Genomic DNA, 18,741 nt, shown 5'->3' with positions numbered 1-18,741 from the left:
GGTCTTTGTGTCAACCGGTTGCCAAGCCGTCCTCTCCATAACAACTGACAGCGTAGAGGGTGCCGTCGTTCGGAGTCCCCCGAGCTGTCAACCGGCTTCCACGGTCGGATGCCGCGAATCCCTGGAGGAATCTCAGTGGCGAAAATCGGCGTTCAGGCCATGATGCTCGAAGACAGTTGTGCCGAAGACGCGAAAGCCCTCGACGTGTCGATGATCCGAATCGGCATGCTCCCGTTCGACGCGATGGGCTCGCTCGACACCGTGCTCGAGTTCTGCGACGCGACCAACGATGTCGCGGCCCGCCTTGCCGAACACGGCATCCGGCTCTACCACCACAACCACCACATCGAATTCGCGACGTACGACGGCAAGCAGCTGCTCGACACCATCGCGGACCGTGCGCCACTTCTCGGTCTCGAGCTCGATGTGCATTGGATCCAACGGGGTGGCCTCGACCCGGTCTCCACGATCGCGAAGTACGGCGACCGGGTGGCGATGGTGCATCTCAAGGACTACCGCATCGGCTCGCTGCCGGACTCGGCGTTCCAGGCGCTGGCTGAGGGCGACGTCCCCGCCTTCATGGCGGCGTTCACCGGTGTCGTACAGTTCGCCGAGGTGAGAGAAGGCAATCTCGACTTCCGTGGCATCGTCGAGCAGAGCATCAGGAGCGGTGCGGAGTATCTTCTCGTCAAGCAGGACGATGTGTATGGGCGGGATGTCTTCGATTGCCTGACGACGTCGAGGGAGAACCTCATGGCGCTCGGCTACAGCGACCTCTTTTAGTCGCGGCCACCGTCGCTCCCGTGCGGAGTGTCCGACCGCACTCGCCTGCCGGCGTCAGCGCGTCGGGCGCCCGGTCGAAGAACGCACGACGAGCTCGGTGACGATGGGCTTTTCCCCCGCGACGGGGGCGATCACGCGGTCCCCGCCAGAACCGACCATCTGAAGCGCGAGACGCACTGCTCGCTCCCCGGCGAGCGCCAGCGGCATCCTGATGGTGGTGAGCGCCGGCGTGGTGAAGTCGGAGCCGAAGATGTCGTCGAAGCCGATGATGCTCATCCGACCGGGTACGTCGATGCCCTGCTCCCCTGCCGCGCGAAGCAGGCCGATGGCCATGAGGTCGTTGTATGCGACGACGGCGGTGACGCCAGAGGCGATGATCCGGGACAGCGCTGCCCGGCCTCCGTCGAGGGTCGGCACGCCGGGGCCGATCTCGACGATCGACATTCCCCTGGCTGGTGCCCGTTCGAGCAGGCTGGCCCAGCGGGTGCCGCTCATCCACGAGTTCGCCGGCCCGGAGAGGTAGGCGACGCTTGTGTGTCCGAGCTCCTGCAGGTGAGCAAGCGCCTGATCGATGCCCGGGTTCACATCGGGGAGGATGCTCGACACGCCTTCGACGTCACGGTTGATGAGCACAAGAGGTTTCGACGCCGCGAGGTTCTGGATCCGTTCATCGTCGAGCCGGGTGGTGCCGAGGATGAGGCCGTCGACCGACGGCTGCACCCGCTCGGCCGTCGTCGCCTCGCGCTCCCCTGACTCCTGCGATTCCGCGATGACGAGGGTGTACCCCTCCTGGCTTGCCGCCTGTTCGGCTCCGCGAACGATGCCGAAGATCATCGGGTTGGTGATGTCGGCCAGCAGGAGGCCGAGGGTATTGGTGCGGCCGGTCGGTAACGCTCGCGCCATCGGGTTGAGCCGGTAGTTGAGGTCTTTCGCGGCCTGGTGGATCCGCTCCTCGGTCTTGATGTTGATCCGCCCAGGCTGGCTGAGCGCACGGGAGACCGTCGACGGGTTCACGCCGGCCAGCCTGGCTACGTCATAGATCGTCGGAGCCGATTTGCCGCGAGACCCGCGGCGTGCGGGCTGGCTCGGTTCATTCGCAACGGCCTCAGTGGGCATCTGGGTACTCCTCCGGGCGCGGTTTCACGCCGTCTCGCGGCCGCCTCTGCGGTCGGGACTACGGTATCGCACGGACCGGAAACCCGGCCTACGCCGCGACGCCCGCCTGAATGTCCTGTTCACGCTGCTGCGCAAGCAGCCGGCGGCGGTTGGCTCGAGGGTGCTCCTGGCGATCAGGGTCAGGCACGGGCGAGGCGAGCAGCAGCCGCTGCGTGTACGGATGCTCCGGGTGCACGGTCACAAACAATCGTTGCCGAAATCAACATCCGCCACCCAGTCGGTACGCAAAACGGCCCCGCCGCGCCGCGACGGGGTCGTTCGGTTTCGCAACGTCAGGGGCGTCCGGAGAACTGGCCCTCTTCTGCGATTCGCGAGTTGAGCTCGCTGAGGAAGAGCTCGTCGTCGAAGTCGAGTGAGACCTCCTGCCCTGTCCAGGCAGAGAGGTGAATGGCGTTCGCGAGACGGACACCCATGATGCCGTCCGAACCGGGCGCGAGCAACGGCGTGCCGTCGAGAATGTTCGCCGCGAAGTTCTCGAGAACACCGGCGTGCTGAGAGCCCCACGCCGAGTCGAACTCGATGATCTCCTGCGTGTACAGCTCCGCGAGATTCATTTGGCCCATGAACAGCTTGCGTACGTCGTCCATCCCCATGCCCTCGGAGATCTCCCGTTCCGGACGGCTGAGCCGGGTCACGGTTGCGGTCTTGCTGTTCTCGACGACGATCTTGCCCCGGTCGCCGACGATCTCGAAGCGATCGGTTCCGGTCAACTCGTGGGTGGCCGTGACGAACACCCCGGTGGCCCCGTTGCCATAGTCGACGAGAGCGGTGACCTCGTCTTCTACGGCAATGTTGCGTCGGTACCCGAACGCGACCTTCGAATAGACCGAGACGGGGACACCGCAGATCCACTGCCACAGGTCGAGTTGGTGCGGGGCCTGGTTCACCAGGACTCCCCCGCCCTCTCCGCCCCACGTGGCGCGCCAGGCGCTCTGGTCGTAGTATCCCTGCGGACGCCACCAGTTGGTGATGATCCAGTTGGTGCGCAGAATGCTCCCGATCTCGCCGTTGTCGACGATCTCCTTGAGCCGCATGTACAGCGGGTTGTTGCGCTGGTTGAACATGATGCCGAAGCTCAACTCCGGCTTCGACGCGGCGACGGCATTGAGCTCGGAAACCTGCTTCGTGTACACCCCTGCCGGCTTCTCGACAAGCGCGTGAACGTTGCGTTCCAGCGCGTCGATACCCATTTGCGGGTGGAGGAAGTGCGGAACGCAGGTGATGATCGCGTCGACCGTTTCACTCTCGAGCAGGTCGATGTGGTTGCCGAAGAACGCGGCATCCGGGTAACGCTCGGAGGCGACGGCCGCTTTCGTCTGGTCGTGGTCTGCTATCGCTGCAACCTCCATGTTGGGCACGAGGCCGTCGGCGATGAATGACGCATACGTGGAGCCCTGGGCACCGAGCCCGATGATTCCGAGGCGGACTTTCTTCGTCATATCTGTGGGTTCCGTTCCGTGGGGTCTGAGAGTTTTCTGGTGCGTTGTCCCGCCCGCTCCGGGTACGACTGGTCGTAGACGTCCTGGATGATGTCGAACGACTTCCGTGCCGCTTCGGCGACGATCCAGAACCGCTCTCCGCGGCGAGCATCAGCCGGTCTGCCTCGTCCCTGGTGTGGGTAAGAAACTTTTCGAGAACCACATGAATCCCGCGCTCGAGCGCGTCGATCGCGAGAGCGGCGTGGTGTCGTGCGGTGTGCAGATCTGAATCACGTCCGGTGAGATCTCGTCGAACAGGGCACGGTGATCGGCGACCGGGCCCGGTCGCTTCAGCACCCTCGCCGCCGACGACTGTCCTGCCTGCGGAGACGGCCGATCGGGCGACCGAAGCGTCCTCCACCTCTCCGATGGCGACGATGTCGATCTCGGCCGCTTCAAGGAGGTCGGCGAGGTCTGCGAACAGTCGCACTCCCTCGCCCGCGAACCGGTTCACGACGGTATCGATCAACAGCGATCCTGCCTCCTCCGGAGCGATGACCGCGACAAGCCGCAGGTCCGGGTGGGCGACGACGACGCGGGCGTGGGCACGCGCGATCGGGCCGGCGCCGACGATGGCGACGGTAGCCCGAGTCATTTCGTGCTCACGCCGATTTCGGCGAGCAGTCCGGCGAATGCGCGGGCCGCCTGCCCGAATGCGGCGGGGCCCGAGAATCCGCCCAGGGAGTGCGCTGCGCTGAGGTGGGGCTCGAGCGAGGCGAACCCGGTATAGCCGTCGTCGCGCAACGCGGTGAGGGTTTCGAGCACCTGGCCATCGCCGTGCCCGGCGGGGACCACCTGGCCCGTCGCCGCGACGGCGTCCTTCACCTGAAGGTAGTCGAGGTACTGCCGGAGGAGAGCGAACCCGGTGTCGTGGGGGCGCTCGACACCCACCTGGACGAAGTTGGCGCTGTCCCAGGCCAGCCGGAGAGCCGGCGAGCCGACGGACTCGACGAGGTCGAGCACGCGCTCGGGGGTGTCGCCGTAGATGCCCTTCTCGTTCTCGTGCAGGAGAGTGACGCCCTCGCGTTCGGCTTCATCTGCCAGTCGTCGCATGCGGAACATCACCGCATCGCGCGTGGATTCGACCGTCACACCGTCTCCTCGGAAGAACGAGAAGATGCGGATGTTCGGGGTGCCGAGGGCATGCGCGACGCGGATGATCCTGCGCAGGCGTTCCACCTCGAGTTCCGGATCGAGCGAAACATCGACCTTGCCGATCGGTGATGCGACAGCAGACGCCTGGAAGCCCTGTGCCGTCAGCTGGCCGGCGAGCGCCGAGAGCTGATCGTCGGTGAGATCGACCACGTTCACGTCCCAGGTGCTTCTCACCTCGAGGTGAGAAGCACCGAGCGCCTCGAGCACCGCCATCTGGATCGCCGGGTCAGGGGAGATCTCGTCGCCGAAACCCGACAGGGTCCAGGTCACAGATTCGGGTTTGGTCATGTCTCCGAGCCACCTTTTCGTCGTTCACGTCTCTGGGAACCCTCGGCGGGCTTCTCCGCCGGGCACTCCGGTCAGCTTAGGCGGCGACCGTCGATCCTGCAACCGATTGCCAAATGAGCGTCCGAGTGGCCATGGTAATCCACCGTGATCCGTGGCAACCGGTTGACGAAACCGCCGGGCACAGTGCGGGATAGGCCACAAGCGGGCGTCTCCTCCCCCGCGCTGCCCGGATAACAAGGATTTCCTCATGGTCGATCTCCGCGCACAGTTCCACCGGGTGATCCTCACCGATGCCTCGATGATGGTCGGAATGACCCAGGCGATGAGGCGGAGAGACCTCGTTCCAGCAGCGATCGCGGCCGGCTGCGACGAACGACTGCACGACGCCGTCATCCGGATCCTCGCGCTGGAGGCCTCGCTCGGTCTCCACACCATCCCGCGGGACGAGCTCGTGCCGTCGACCGACGCCCTGTCGGTCATCGGCAGCGCCGAACACCATGCCATCGCTGCCGACATCGCCGACAAGACGGTCACCCTGGTGAAGGACACCCAGCAGAATCTCCCCCTGACACCAGACACCCGTAAGCGGATCCGGCTCTATGGCATCAGCGGTCGGGCAGTGACCGTCGAAAAGATTCAGGGGCTGTCGGAATACACCAGCACGTTCAATGAGAAGGTGTGGTGCGACACGTTCGGGACCCGCCTGTAGCCTCACGCCGGTTCCATCGTCACGTGAGGAATCGGACATACCCGATTTGCTAGCGTGTACAGGGAGCACGGCCTTCTCGCCATGCTCCCGTTCTTCCGGATTGCCTCCGGCTCCCGTTCTTCCTGACCGCTCACCACAAGAGGAGACCTCCATGGCGGATACATCACAGGCCCAGGCCAACATCGGCGTCGTCGGGCTGGCGGTGATGGGCTCGAACCTGGCCAGGAACCTGGCCAGCCGCGAGGGCAACACCGTTGCGGTCTACAACCGTTCATGGGCCAAGACCGACACGCTCATCACCGAGCACCCCGAGGCCGGTTTCGTGGCCTCGGAGAAGATCGAGGACTTCGTCGCGTCGCTGCAGAAGCCCCGCACCGCGATCATCATGGTGCAGGCGGGCAGGGGCACCGACGCGGTCATCGACCAGCTGACCGAGCTCTTCGAACCGGGTGACATCATCGTCGACGGCGGCAATGCGCTGTTCACCGACACGATCCGTCGCGAGAAGGCGGTCCGTGAGACGGGCATCAACTTTGTCGGTGCCGGGATCTCCGGTGGCGAGGAAGGCGCGCTCAAGGGGCCGTCGATCATGCCGGGCGGTTCCGCCGAAGCCTACGAGACCCTCGGCCCGATCCTCGCGTCGATCGCTGCGATCGCCGAAGGTGAGCCGTGTGTCACGCACATCGGAACAGACGGCGCAGGCCACTTCGTCAAGATGATCCACAACGGCATCGAATATGCCGACATGCAGCTCATCGCCGAGGCGTATGACCTGATCCGCCGCGGTACGGGCAAGTCCCCCGCCGAGATCGCCGAGGTCTTCGCCGAGTGGAACAGGGGTGAGCTCGAAAGCTACCTCATCGAGATCACCGCAGAAGTGTTGCGCCAGGTCGACGCCAGGACCGGTCAGCCTCTCGTCGACGTCATCGTCGACCAGGCCGGTTCGAAGGGCACCGGGGTGTGGACTGTCCAGACCGCGCTCAACCTGGGAACGCCGGTCTCCGGCATCGCCGAAGCCGTGTTCGCGCGCGGTCTGTCGTCGCACCCGGAGCAGCGTGACGCGGCATCCGATCTGCCAGGACCGAGCGACACCTGGACCGTCGACGATCAGGACGCCTTCATCGAAGACGTCCGCCTTGCGCTGTACGCCTCGAAGATCGTTGCATACTCGCAGGGCTTCGACGCCATCGCGGCCGGCGCTGACGAATACGGCTGGAACATCGACCTCGGCGCCGTGTCGAAGATCTGGCGGGGCGGTTGCATCATCCGTGCCCAGTTCCTCAACCGCATCGCGGACTCGTACGAGGCCGTCCCCGACCTCAAGCTCCTGCTCGCCGCTCCGTACTTCGCTGACGCGATGGCCGGCGCTCAGGATGCCTGGCGTCGCGTCGTCGTCGCATCGGCTCAGTCCGGTATCCCTGCTCCGGCGTTCTCCTCGTCGTTGTCGTACTACGACGGATTGCGCGCTGAGCGGCTCCCGGCCGCCCTCGTGCAGGGTCAGCGCGACTTCTTCGGCGCTCACACCTACAAGCGGACCGATGCTGCTGGCACCTTCCACACGCTGTGGTCCGGCGACCGCAGCGAGATCCAGGCAACGGACAGCCACTAGGCAGGGCCGGCTCTTCGGGCCCTCTCCGCTGCAGCGGTGGGGGCCCGATCTTCGTGCTGCCGCTCAACAGGAGATTCTGCTCCGGATGCACGCCTGACAGGAGAATCCGGCGATCTGAGCACACCGGATCCTGTCGGGCGTTCAGGTCAGCGGCGAGGTGGTACCGGTACCCTTGACGTATCGCCCGAACCCGGAAGGCACCATGACGACGAATCTGACGATCCGCCCGGATACCAGGCGGGCAGCCAGCTGGAACCTGCTGCCGGGAGTACTGCTCGCGGCATCCGGGCTGTTGTTGTTCGGTCTGCATTGGCGTCCTGGCGGCTACGTCGTGCTCCTCGCTGCGCTTGTCGCCGCTGTGGTGGTCAACCGCGCCCTCGCGAAGGATCTGCTGCTCATTGCCGCCGGGCTCGGCATCATCAGCCTCGTCGAGATCAACACCGACATCTCGTGGGAACACATGGTCGTCATGGGCCTCGCCCTCGCCGGTGCTGTCCTCGTCCCCTACCTGGTCTCCCGGTTCGTCTACCGCGACCATGCCATCCGATTCCCCGTCGCCACCGGCCAGCGCTGGACGAAGGTCGAGTGGTGGTACCTCATCGCCGTGCTCGTGCTCGGCTGGATCCTGCTGCCGATCTACATGATCCCAACGGGCGTCTACGAGAACTGGCCGGCAGCATCCGAACCCGCCGAGATCGGGCGGCTCTTCCTCGGCACGAACGCATTGGGGATCTGGGACGAACTGTTCTTCATCTGCACCTGCTACACCCTGTTGCGGCGGCATTTCCCTGACTGGCAGGCAAACCTGATCCAGGCCGTGCTGTTCACCTCGTTCCTCTGGGAACTCGGCTTCCACTCCTGGGGACCGTTTCTCATCTTCCCGTTCGCACTGGTGCAGGGCTGGATCTTCAAGCAGACCAAGTCGCTGAGTTATATCGTCAGCGTGCACCTGCTCTTCGACCTGGTGCTCTTCCTCGTGCTCCTGCACGCCCACAACCCGCAATGGCTGGCCATCTTCCTCTACTGAGCCCCGACCTCAGCCGCGGATCTGGGAATCGTCCGGGTGCGCCCCCGATCGGTGCGCCTGCGCCTGTCGACGGAGGACAATGGGGATCCCAACCGTGAAGGAGATCCCATGACCGACGACAGCACCCAGAACGCCCCCGTGGAAGACCAGCACCCGCAGCCCATCGAGGACAAAGTCGCCGGCATCCTCGTACAGGAAGAAGCCGACCTCGGCGGCCACGACCAGGCCGAGATTCTCGACGCTCTCCGTCAGCGGTTCGTGGATGCCGGAATCGCCATCTCCGAGGACGAGCTCATCGAGCAGAGCACCCGGATCGCCGCGGCGGACGGCGGAGGCTTCTCGGGCCGCTGAGAGAGGGTCGTTCCTGGCAGACTGTCAACCCCGTGTGCACCACGGGGAATCGGACCTAGCATGGACAGCAGAAGAACCTCCCCCGAGTTGCCTCGCTTAGGTGCTAATGAGAGCACCCGGACGACGTGGCATTCCGGAGATTCTTGGGGGCGGGATAGTCGGGATATCCCGCCCCCTCCTTATGTCATCGCACAGAGCGTTCTACGCGGCACCGTCGAACATGCTCGTCACCGAGCCATCTTCGAACACTTCACGAATAGCACGACCGAGCAGCGGTGCGATCGGAAGCACGGTGAGGCGCTCGAAGCGCTTTTCCTCCGGGATCGGCAACGTGTCTGTGACGACGACCGAGTCGATGAAGTCGCTCTGCAGGATCTCGGTTGCCGGATCGCTGAAGACCGCGTGGGTGGCAGCGACGACGACGCCGATTGCCCCGGCAGCCTTGAGCGCCTCGGCCGCGCGGACGATCGTGCGTCCGGTGTCGATGAGGTCGTCGACGAGCAGGCAGACGCGCCCTTCGACCTGACCGACGATCTCGTGAACGGAAACCTGGTTCGGCACCAGCGGGTCGCGACGCTTGTGGATGATGGCAAGCGGCACGCCGAGCTTGTCGCTCCAGATGTCGGCGACGCGCACCCGACCCATGTCGGGAGAGACGATGGTGAGCGTCTCGGGGTCGAGCTTCTCGCGGAAGTGGTTGAGAAGCACGGGCATCGCGAAGAGGTGGTCGACGGGGCCGTCGAAGAAGCCCTGGATCTGGGCGGCGTGGAGGTCGACCGACATGATGCGGTCGGCACCGGCCACCTTGAACAGGTCGGCGACAAGGCGAGCCGAGATCGGCTCGCGGCCGCGGCCCTTCTTGTCCTGGCGGGCGTACGGGTAAAACGGTGCGACGACGGTGATGCGCTTCGCCGATGCCCGCTTGAGCGCGTCGACCATGATCAGCTGTTCCATCAGCCACTCGTTGATGGGGGCGGTGTGGGACTGGATGACGAAGGCGTCACTGCCCCGGACGCTCTCGTCGAAGCGGGCGTAGAGTTCCCCGTTCGCGAACGTCCTGGCATCCGTCGGGACGAGCTCAGAACCGAGTTCCGAAGCGATGTCGATGGCCAGTTGTGGGTGCGCCCGGCCTGACACGAGAACGAGTCGTTTCACTCCACTGCTTTTAATGCCCGACACGACCCCTGCTTCCTGCCGACACCGTCGGCGTTTGCTGCTTAGTTGTCTTCGTGAGAAGTTTGTGCTGCCTCAGCCGCCTGGGCTGCTGCCGTGCCTGGCCGGTGGGACTGTGTCCAGCCGTCCATGTTGCGCTGCGGGGCGACGCTGATGGCCAGTGATCCGGCCGGGACGTCCTTTCGGACGACCGTTCCAGCACCGGTGTACGCTCCGTCGCCAATTCTAACCGGAGCGACGAAGACGCCGTGCGACCCGGTACGCACGTGGGAGCCGACCACCGAAGAGTGCTTCTTCACGCCGTCGTAGTTGGCGAAGATGCTCCCGGCGCCGATGTTCGAGCCTTCTCCGATTTCGGCGTCGCCGACATAGGAGAGATGCGGCACCTTCGAGCCCGTGCCGATCTTCGCGTTCTTCGTCTCGACGAAGGCGCCGATCTTGCCGTCCGCGCCGAGGAGCGTGCCTGGGCGCAGGTACGAGAACGGTCCGACGGATGCCCCGGCACCGATCACGGCGAGGGTCGCGTCTGTGCGCTTCACCTCGGCGCCCTCCCCGACCTCGCAGTCGACAAGGGTGGTGTCAGGGCCGATCACGGCGCCGGTCTCGATCACGGTCGCTCCGAGGATCTGCGTGCCCGGCTTGAGCGTCACATCCGGTGCGAGGGTCGCTGTGAGGTCGATCCAGGTGGACGCAGGATCCTGGACGGTGACTCCGGCCAGCTGCCAGCCACGCACGATCAGGGCATTGAGGCGGGAGGCCTGCACGCTCAGCTGCGCGCGGTCGTTGACCCCCTCGACGAGCCATGGCTCGGCGACCGGGATGGCGTCGACCCCTCCGCCCGCTGACCGGAGCAGGCCGACCACGTCGGTGAGGTACTTCTCGCCCTGTGCGTTGTCTGTGGTGAGATTGGCGAGTTGCGCACGAAGCGTACCCAGCGTGAAGAGGTACACGCCGGCGTTGATCTCCTGCACCGCGAGTTCCGCCTCTGACGCGTCCTTCTGCTCGACGATGTAGTCCAGTCCGCCGGAGTTCCCGCGAATGATGCGGCCGTACCCGGTCGCATCATCGAGGATCGCAGAGAGCAGGGTCGCAGCCGTTCCGGAATCCCGGTGCCTGGTCACGAGCGAGGCGAGCGTCTCGGCGTCGAGAAGGGGCACGTCACCGTTGACGACGAGCACATCACCATCGAAGTCGGCGGGAAGCGCTGCGACCGCCTGCTCGACGGCGCGGCCGGTGCCCGGTACGTCGTCCTGGTCGACGATGATGCTGTCGGGGAGCTCGGCGGTGATCACCTCGACGAGACGGTCACGCTCGTGCCGGACGACGGCGACGACGTGGGCGGCGTCAAGCGCCCTGGCGGTCGCGAGCACGTGCCCGACGAGCGGCACACCGGCGATCGGATGCAGCAGCTTCGGTGTCGAGGACTTCATCCGTGTTCCCTGGCCTGCGGCCAGGATGACGATGGCGAGCTTGGTGTCTGGCACAGGTTCTCCCCGAGAGTGCGGCGGGCGCGAGCCCTGATGGTGGTCTGTCGTGCCGGTCCTGTGTGGCCGGGATTCTCCGCTCCGCCTCCAGGACTCGAACCTGGACCGAACAACTCCAAAGGTTGCCGTGCTGCCATTACACTAAGGCGGACCGCACTCGCGTGCAGGAACCAAGTCTGCCAGATACTTCCTGAACTGCCCGCCGCCGGCCAGCCGCCATAATGGACGCATGCCCGAAGACAACGACGAAGTAGATCGCATCGTCGAGGCCTGGCAGCACGAAAGACCCGACCTCAACTTCGCTCCCCTGCAGGTCCTGTCCCGGGTCGGCCGCCTCACCCGCCACCTCGACCGGGCCCGCCGCACGGCGTTCACCCGCTCGAAGCTCGAGTCGTGGGAGTTCGACGTGCTGAGCGCACTTCGCCGGGCAGGCGACCCGTACACGTTGAGCCCGAAGCAACTTCTCCAGCAGACGCTGGTGTCTAGCGGAACGATGACCAACAGGATCGACCGGCTCGTAGCATCCGGTCTCGTCGAACGGAAGGCAGACCCGGGTGATGGTCGCGGGATCCTTGTCGTGATGACCGGTACCGGCCTGACCCGGGTCGACGCGGCCATCACGCGCCTCGTCGACGCAGAGGCCGAGCTGCTGTCAGCGCTGTCGACCGCCGATCAGCTGAGGCTCGCTGCCCTGCTCCGCAAGCTCAGCATGGGGTTCGACCAGGGCTGACCGGCCCTGACCGCCCTCGCGGCGGCCTGCACAGGTCAGGCTTTGTCGTCGGCCGGGTCACCGGGCTTGCGTTCGACGGTGGTCGCGGTGTCACCGGATGCGACGTGGTCGGGGCGCTCTCGCCCACTCTCCTGAATCGCGCCAGGTGAGATCTCCGCATCGGTGTCGATCACGTCGATCGCGCCGGTTCGAGCCTCTTCGTACCAGTCGCTCAGAGCAGGGTTCTCGGTGTCGAGCCATGCTCCGGCTCCCTGCTCTGGAGCGACTTCTCCTGCCGCGAAGACGAAGTCGTCTCCGTGCTTCTCGATCCCGGCACGCACACCCTCGGCGATGGCGACGCGGGCGTACTTTCGACGGATGATGTACGGGTCGGTCTGCAGGCCACGCCACCACGCGACCATCATGAGCATGAGCACGACGGCGAACGGCAGGGCCGAGACGGTGACGAGCGCCTGCAGGGCGTTGAGTGATTCCGAGCCACCGGCGAGCAGGAGGGTCACGGCGATGCCGGTGAGGGCGAGGCCCCACACGATGGTCACCCAGTGCGACGGCTCCGGGCGCCCGCGCTGGGTCATCGAGCCCATCACGATCGACGCCGAGTCGGCGCTGGTGATGAAGAAGATGACGATGGACAGCATGGCGACGACCGAGGTGATCACACCGAAGGGCAGGTTGTCGAGCACGACGAAGAGAATGTCCTGGCTCTCTTCGGCGGCATCCATCGCGCTGGCCGTCTGCTGGAGCCACATCGAGGTGCCCCCGAAGATTCCGAACCACACCAGGCACACGAGGGACGGCACGACGATGACGACGGTGACGAACTCCCGGAGCGTCCGTCCGCGGGAGATCTTCGCGACGAACATTCCGACGAACGGCGTCCACGACACCCACCAGGCCCAGTAGTACGTGGTCCAGGTCTCCATGAAAGCGGCCGCTTCGGGCCCCTCGGCGGCGGATCGCTGCAGCATCGTCCCCAGGTCCTCGAAGAAGGTCACGCCTGCGGCTGGGATGAAGTTGAGCAGGAACAGGGTCGGCCCGGTGATGAAGACGAAGAGGCCGAGGCACAGAGCGAGTGCCATGTTCGCGTTCGACAGGGCGCGGATGCCGCGCTTGATTCCCGAGACCGCCGAGATGATGAATGCGATGGTGAGTACGACCATGATGCCGACGATGACGGTGTTGGCCAGCTCACCGACGCCGGCGACGACCTCGATGCCCCGGCCGATCTGCAGCGCTCCGATGCCGAGAGAGACAGCGGTTCCGAACAGCGTCACGATAATCGCGAAAATGTCGATGACCGCCCCGAACACGCCCTTGGTGCGGTCGGAGAAGATCGGATCGAAGATCGCCGAGATGAGCGGCGACCGCCCACGACGATACGCCGAGTAGGCGATCGCACCGCCGACGAGCGCGTAGTACGCCCATGCCATCGGCCCCCAGTGGAACATGGTCTGTGCCATGGCGCTGTGCATGGCGTCGCGACTCCCCGGATCGACGTCGAACGCCGGTGGCACGTTGGTGAAGTACTCGAGGGGCTCGTAGGGTCCGAAGAACAGCAGCCCGATTCCCATGCCGGCGCTGAAGAGCATCGCGATCCACGAAACGAAGGAGTACTCCGGCTTCTCGTCGTCTGAGCCCAGACGGATGTGACCGGTCGATGAATACCCGACGATCATCATGAAGGCGAATACGAAGATCGTGAGGAGCGAGAACAGCCAGCCGAAGTTGGTGGAGACCCAGGTCAATGCCCCCGATGAGACGGCGCCCATGCCCGGGCTGTCGATCAGGCCCCATCCGATGAAGCCGACCACGAAGACCCCGGCGATGGCGAAGACCCACCAGTTGGTCGGAAACGTGCGGCCGGTGTCCTCCACCCCGATTCCCGGAATGAGGGCCGGGTGAACCGAGACATCGGCCTCGGTCAGTTCACTGAGGATGCGCTTCGCAGCGCCCTTCGTCGGTTTGGGGTGCTCGGTCGGTGATTCGTTCTGCGTGTCTGCAGGCATGGTTCCCCGGTGTCGGCGGTCAGAGACCCACCATGCTAGTCGTCACCCCGGCCGCCGTCGAAAGCGGCGACGGGGCACCGGCTGCTCAGCGACGCATGATCTTTCTGGCCAGCGAGTTGCCGAAGAACTGGATGAGCTGCACGAAGATGATCACGACGAGCACCGCCGCCCAGGTCACGATCGGGTTGAACTGCCGGTACCCGTACTGGATGGCGAAGTTACCGATACCTCCGCCGCCGATGTATCCGCCGACGGCTGTCATGTCGACGATCACGATCACGACGAAGGTGTATCCGAGGATCAGCGGCCCGAGCGCTTCAGGCAGCAGGATGGTGCGGATGATCCGGAACGGGCCCGCTCCTGCAGCACGCGCCGCCTCGATGACCCCGGGTGAGACGGTCAGCAGGTTCTGTTCGACGATGCGGCTGATGCCGAATGCCGCTCCGATCGAGATGGCGAAGATCAGGGCGCCGTTTCCGATGCCGGTGCCAAGCACCTGCCGGGCGAGTGGCTGGATGGCCGCGATGAAGATGATGAAGGGAATCGGCCGGAAGATGTTCACGAAGACGTTGATCACTGTGAACGCGACCCGGTTCTCGAGGATCGAACCGGCTCGGGTGACGTACAGGCCGAGGCCGATGAACAGTCCGGCGATTCCGCCGAAGACGAGGCTGGCGGCGACGATGTACAACGTCTCCCATGCTGCCTCGCCGAGCAGGGGAAGGAGGTCGATGAGCTTGTCCATGGTCAGCGCACCTCCGTCACTTCTGAATGGGTGGCTATTCGGGCGAGCGTCGCATCGATCGCGGCATCCTGACCGGTGAGAGCGAGGGTGAGGTGTCCGAAAGCCCGGCCGCGGATGTCGTTGATTCCGCCGTAGACGAGTTCGAACCGGATGCCTGCGGCGGCGAGATCGAGAAAGACCTGAGCCTGCGAGTCGTTGCCGTCCCGGAATGAGAAGGTGACGATCCTGCCGTCGTGGCGGACCTTGAGGGTGGCCACGTCGGTCGGCGACGGGATGCCCTGTACCACGGTGGAGACGAACCGGGCGGATGCCGGATTCTGCGGCTGGGAGAAGACGTCGAACACGTCGCCCCGTTCGACGATCCGCCCTCCGTCCATCACAGCCACTTTGGTGGCGAGACTGCGGATGACGTCCATCTCGTGGGTGATCAGAATGATGGTGACGCCGAGTTCCCTGTTCACCCGGTCGAGAAGGCCGAGGACCTCGCTCGTCGTCTCGGGGTCGAGGGCGCTCGTCGCTTCGTCGGCGAGCAGCAGTGAGGGTGAGGTGGCCAGCGCCCTGGCGATGCCCACCCGCTGCTTCTGCCCGCCGGAGAGCTGGTCGGGGTAGTTCTTCGCTTTGTCACTCAGCCCGACGAAGGCGAGCATCTCGGCCACCCGGGCCGTGATCTCCGCAGCGGGTCTTCCGGCTACCTCGAGCGGGTACGCCACATTCCTGGCCACCGTTTTCGAGTTGAAGAGGTTGAACTGCTGGAAGATCATCCCGATGTCTCCGCGAACGGCGCGCATCGACCGCTCACGCAGCGAGGTGATCTCGGTTCCGTTGACGACGATGCTGCCCGATGTCGCCTTCTCGAGGCCGTTGACCAGTCGCACGAGAGTGGACTTGCCTGCACCGGAGTAGCCGATGATCCCGTAGACCTCACCCTTCTCGACCTCGAGAGTCACACCGTCGATTGCGACGACGGGGGCGCCTCCCTTGGCGGCTGCCGGGTAGCTCTTGACGACATCCGTCATGCTGACGATACTCACGGTGTTCCTCTCGCTGACGCGGACAGGCGCCGGAGCACTGCTCCGGCGCCCTCCGCTGTGATCGGGCTGAAACGGGTGTTAGCCCTGCTCGGCGATCTGCTCCTGAACCGTCTTCAACGACGCGACGAGGTCGTCGACCGGCGTGGTCAGCATCACGGCTGTTCCGCCGGAGTGCTCGATGACGGCCTCGGTCACTGCCGGCGTGTTCTGGTAGATCTCGACGAGCTTCTTGAAGGTCTCGTTGTCCTTGTCCTCGGCACGGGCCGCGAAGATGTTGGCGTACGGGAGGGCGTTGGGATCAGACGGGTCGTCCTGCGCGATGGCATCGGTCGCCTCGAGACCCGAGTCGACGATGAAGTCGTTGTTGATGATCGCCGCGGCGACGTCCGGAAGAGAGGTTGCGGTCAGGGTCGGGTCGAGTTCGGTGACCTTCACCCGCGACTCCGCCTCGTCGATCTCCGAGATCGTCGAGTACGCGCTGCCGCCTCCGTCGAGGGTGATGAGGTCGGCCGACTGCAGCACGAGGAGGGCACGGGCGAGGTTGCTCGGGTCGTTGGGCACGGCGACCGTTGCACCATCCGGGATGTCTTCGACGTTCTCGTACTGCGTCGAGTACAGGCCGAGCGGGTAGATGGCCGTCGCACCGACCGGAACGAGGTCCTGTCCGTTGGCCTCGTTGTAGTCGGCGAGGTAGATGATGTGCTGGAACTGGTTGAGGTCGACCTCTCCCTCGGCCAGCGCGGGGTTCGGTTGGTTGTAGTCCGAGAAGTCGACGAGCTCGACGGTGATGCCTTCGTCTGCTGCGGCGTCGACGTAGATCTCCCAGTACGGGTCGCTGGCGCCCACGACGCCGATCTTGACCGTTTCCGTTTCACTTTCGGTGGACTCGCTGGCGGGGCCAGCGCAGCCGGCGAGGAGCGCGGCGATCGGCACGACGGCCAGCGAGGCCAGGATGCTCTTCTTGAGGGACGTCTTCTTCACTGTGTTTCCTTTGCTTCGATGTGTGGCGGGAGAGCCGGGGGCGGGCACAGCGAACACCGGGAATTCCCGGAGGAAAAGAGTGGAGGGGCTGCGCCGCGTCGACGCTGGCACGAGAACCAAAATAGCTGGGAAATCTCCAAATAGCGAAGCGGTACGTCACGTTCTGTAATAGATTATTCCGCTGATTCGGGGAGCATCCTCAGAAACTTCGATTGGAGCGGCATCCGCGCTCATGACCGGCGGATGACGGCATCCGCGCGCGCACGACGATGAATTCAGTGCCCTGCGCACTCTGGTCTCCGCACTTCGCTGAGTCCAACCTCAGGAGAGTGCCCCAAATTCAGGAGAGTGCCCCAAATTCAGGAGATTCATGACGACACTCCGGATGGGAACGCTCTCACCACGGCGTGTCGGGAGAATCTCCTGAATTTGTCGTCCGAGCAACCTTCAATCCGTCGTCCGCACAATGGGGGCGGATGTCAGACGGCGACGTCGACCTCGATCACTGCCCACGACAGGGCGGGCAGCCGGAGCGCCACTCCCCCGTCCGACACGGTGACGCCCCGGAGAGGCTGAAGTCTCACGCGCTCGGCATCCTTCGTGTTGGAGACGTTCCGATCCGCGTCGTCTGGCGCCTCGAGCACCTCGGCCCGCACGATGTGCTCGGGCGTGAACCCATGCAGAGCGATTTCGACCTCAGCCGCGTCATCGAGGCTGCGGTTGGCGAGGAACAACGCGACCCGCGAGTTCTCCTCATCCCAGGTCGCACTCACGTCCACCACATCCGCGTCGCCATACCTGGCCGTCTCGATCCGGTCGGCGGCCACGCGCGCGCTGAGGATCCGCCCGCGAGCGAGAGCAGCCATCCGCGCGAACGGCCAGAAGATGGCCTGACGCCAGGCCGGCCCGTTCTCCTCGGTGAGGATCGGCGCGATCACGTTGACGAGCTGCGCCTGGTTCGCGATCTTCACCCGGTCACCGTGCCGCAGCAGTGAGTTGAGCAACGTGCCGACGACGACGGCATCCGTCATCGTGTACTCGTCCTCGATCAGGCGCGGATGCTCCCTCCAGCCGGATTCCTGCACCCGGTGCAGCTGGTCTTCCGTGTCACGTCCGCTCTGGTACCAGACGTTCCACTCGTCGAAGGAGAGGTTGATGCGTTTCGAGTGCCGCCCGCGCGCACGGACGGCATCCGCAGTCGCGACCACGGACTCGATGAAGTGGTCCATGTCGAGCGCGCACGCCAGAAAGCTCGCGGCGTCTCCGTCGAACTCCTGATAGTAGGCGTGCATCGAGATGTAATCGACCTCGTCGTAGGCGTGCGAGAGCACCGTGTGCTCCCACTCGCCGAATGTCGCCATGCCCGAGTTCGAACTTCCGACGGCGACGAGTTCGATCGTCGGGTCGACGTAGCGCATCGCTTTCGCCGCCTCCTTCGCGAGACGGCCGTACTCGTCTGGCGTCTTGTGGCCGATCTGCCACTGCCCGTCGAGCTCGTTGCCGAGGCACCAGAGACGGATGTCGAACGGTTCGGCCGCACCGTTCGACCTGCGCAGGTCGGACAGATAGGTCCCGCCAGGGTGGTTGGCGTACTCGACGAGTTCCCGCGCGGCATCCACTCCCCTCGTACCGAGGTTGATGGCCTGCATCACCTCGACATCGGCGAGCTTCGACCAGGCCATGAACTCGTGCAGCCCGAATGCGTTCGTCTCGAGTGTGTGCCATGCCCCATCGAGCCGGCGCGGCCGGTCCTCCACCGGGCCGACGCCGTCTTCCCAGTTGTAGCCGGAGACGAAGTTGCCTCCCGGGTAGCGAACGACGGTGGGACCGAGCTCGCGCACGAGGTCGAGTACGTCGGTACGGAAGCCGTCCGCATCGGCTGACGGGTGCCCCGGTTCGTAGATGCCGGTGTAGACGCACCGTCCCATGTGTTCGACGAACGATCCGAAGAGCCGGCGGGGCACGTCGCCCACGGTGTAGTCGCGGTCGAGGGTGATTCGGGCGCGGGTCATGAC

17 protein-coding genes, 1 tRNA gene and 1 pseudogene are annotated in these 18,741 nt (G+C 65.0%); 6 read left to right on the top strand and 13 right to left on the bottom strand.

The window, feature by feature from the left end; genetic code table 11:
- The first annotated feature begins 135 nt into the window (after positions 1–135).
- Positions 136–783 (top strand): sugar phosphate isomerase/epimerase family protein, encoded by a 648-nt coding sequence (locus IWX78_RS11115; protein ID WP_334684691.1) that lies wholly within the window; start codon positions 136–138, stop codon positions 781–783.
- Between the two features lie 54 nt (positions 784–837).
- Here IWX78_RS11115 and IWX78_RS11110 read toward each other — a convergent pair whose 3' ends face one another.
- The 5 genes and pseudogenes from IWX78_RS11110 to IWX78_RS11095 form a co-directional block, all read right to left on the bottom strand.
- Positions 838–1,899, bottom strand: a complete 1,062-nt coding sequence (locus IWX78_RS11110) for a LacI family DNA-binding transcriptional regulator (RefSeq protein ID WP_196833584.1) — start codon at positions 1,897–1,899, stop codon at positions 838–840.
- Between the two features lie 88 nt (positions 1,900–1,987).
- On the bottom strand, positions 1,988–2,140 hold the full coding sequence (locus tag IWX78_RS11105; RefSeq protein ID WP_334684690.1) for a hypothetical protein: 153 nt from the start codon (positions 2,138–2,140) through the stop codon (positions 1,988–1,990).
- Positions 2,141–2,231: 91 nt separating this feature from the next.
- On the bottom strand, positions 2,232–3,398 hold the full coding sequence (locus tag IWX78_RS11100; protein ID WP_196833583.1) for a Gfo/Idh/MocA family protein: 1,167 nt from the start codon (positions 3,396–3,398) through the stop codon (positions 2,232–2,234).
- Between the two features lie 415 nt (positions 3,399–3,813).
- A pseudogene (locus tag IWX78_RS16455) lies at positions 3,814–4,032 on the bottom strand (Gfo/Idh/MocA family oxidoreductase); the annotation flags it as partial.
- The gene (locus IWX78_RS11095; RefSeq protein WP_196833582.1) at positions 4,029–4,880 is read right to left on the bottom strand and encodes a sugar phosphate isomerase/epimerase family protein; all 852 of its coding nucleotides are present in this window, start codon (positions 4,878–4,880) and stop codon (positions 4,029–4,031) included. The pseudogene IWX78_RS16455 and the gene IWX78_RS11095, both read right to left, overlap by 4 nt.
- A 247-nt stretch (positions 4,881–5,127) precedes the next feature.
- Between IWX78_RS11095 and IWX78_RS11090 the strand changes: the two genes are divergently transcribed.
- From IWX78_RS11090 to IWX78_RS11075, 4 genes are all read left to right on the top strand, one after another.
- Positions 5,128–5,589 (top strand): hypothetical protein, encoded by a 462-nt coding sequence (locus tag IWX78_RS11090; protein WP_334684689.1) that lies wholly within the window; start codon positions 5,128–5,130, stop codon positions 5,587–5,589.
- 151 nt (positions 5,590–5,740) lie between these two features.
- Positions 5,741–7,198 carry an NADP-dependent phosphogluconate dehydrogenase gene (gene gndA / locus IWX78_RS11085; RefSeq protein WP_196833581.1) on the top strand — a complete coding sequence of 486 codons (1,458 nt, stop codon included), beginning with the start codon at positions 5,741–5,743 and terminating at the stop codon, positions 7,196–7,198.
- A 202-nt stretch (positions 7,199–7,400) separates the two neighbouring features.
- The gene (locus tag IWX78_RS11080) at positions 7,401–8,225 is read left to right on the top strand and encodes a CPBP family glutamic-type intramembrane protease (protein ID WP_196833580.1); all 825 of its coding nucleotides are present in this window, start codon (positions 7,401–7,403) and stop codon (positions 8,223–8,225) included.
- Positions 8,226–8,333: 108 nt separating this feature from the next.
- A complete protein-coding gene (locus tag IWX78_RS11075) occupies positions 8,334–8,576 on the top strand; it encodes a hypothetical protein (protein WP_196833579.1) in 243 nt (80 codons plus the stop codon).
- Between the two features lie 201 nt (positions 8,577–8,777).
- Here IWX78_RS11075 and IWX78_RS11070 read toward each other — a convergent pair whose 3' ends face one another.
- The 3 genes from IWX78_RS11070 to IWX78_RS11060 form a co-directional block, all read right to left on the bottom strand.
- The gene (locus IWX78_RS11070; RefSeq protein WP_196833578.1) at positions 8,778–9,755 is read right to left on the bottom strand and encodes a ribose-phosphate diphosphokinase; all 978 of its coding nucleotides are present in this window, start codon (positions 9,753–9,755) and stop codon (positions 8,778–8,780) included.
- Between the two features lie 38 nt (positions 9,756–9,793).
- Positions 9,794–11,233 carry a bifunctional UDP-N-acetylglucosamine diphosphorylase/glucosamine-1-phosphate N-acetyltransferase GlmU gene (gene glmU, locus IWX78_RS11065; protein ID WP_196833577.1) on the bottom strand — a complete coding sequence of 480 codons (1,440 nt, stop codon included), beginning with the start codon at positions 11,231–11,233 and terminating at the stop codon, positions 9,794–9,796.
- Positions 11,234–11,312: 79 nt separating this feature from the next.
- Positions 11,313–11,384, bottom strand: a tRNA-Gln gene (locus IWX78_RS11060).
- Between the two features lie 78 nt (positions 11,385–11,462).
- Between IWX78_RS11060 and IWX78_RS11055 the strand changes: the two genes are divergently transcribed.
- Positions 11,463–11,963, top strand: coding sequence for a MarR family winged helix-turn-helix transcriptional regulator (locus IWX78_RS11055; protein ID WP_196833576.1), 501 nt, complete (start codon positions 11,463–11,465; stop codon positions 11,961–11,963).
- A gap of 35 nt (positions 11,964–11,998) precedes the next feature.
- On the opposite strand, the gene IWX78_RS11050 is transcribed toward IWX78_RS11055, so the two are convergent.
- From IWX78_RS11050 to arfA, 5 genes are all read right to left on the bottom strand, one after another.
- Positions 11,999–13,969 carry a BCCT family transporter gene (locus IWX78_RS11050; protein ID WP_196833575.1) on the bottom strand — a complete coding sequence of 657 codons (1,971 nt, stop codon included), beginning with the start codon at positions 13,967–13,969 and terminating at the stop codon, positions 11,999–12,001.
- An 85-nt stretch (positions 13,970–14,054) separates the two neighbouring features.
- Positions 14,055–14,714, bottom strand: coding sequence for a methionine ABC transporter permease (locus IWX78_RS11045; protein WP_196833574.1), 660 nt, complete (start codon positions 14,712–14,714; stop codon positions 14,055–14,057).
- Positions 14,715–14,716: 2 nt separating this feature from the next.
- Entirely contained in the window at positions 14,717–15,745 is a 1,029-nt protein-coding gene (locus IWX78_RS11040) for a methionine ABC transporter ATP-binding protein (protein ID WP_196833573.1), read from the bottom strand.
- 78 nt (positions 15,746–15,823) lie between these two features.
- Positions 15,824–16,726, bottom strand: a complete 903-nt coding sequence (locus IWX78_RS11035) for a MetQ/NlpA family ABC transporter substrate-binding protein (protein ID WP_196833572.1) — start codon at positions 16,724–16,726, stop codon at positions 15,824–15,826.
- 479 nt (positions 16,727–17,205) lie between these two features.
- On the bottom strand, positions 17,206–18,738 hold the full coding sequence (arfA, locus tag IWX78_RS11030) for an arabinosylfuranosidase ArfA (RefSeq protein ID WP_196833571.1): 1,533 nt from the start codon (positions 18,736–18,738) through the stop codon (positions 17,206–17,208).
- Between the last annotated feature and the right edge of the window lie 3 nt (positions 18,739–18,741).

This window comes from Mycetocola sp. CAN_C7, assembly GCF_015752285.1.
Classification (GTDB): Bacteria; Actinomycetota; Actinomycetes; order Actinomycetales; family Microbacteriaceae; genus Mycetocola_A.
This window is presented reverse-complemented; position numbering and strand designations above follow the sequence as displayed.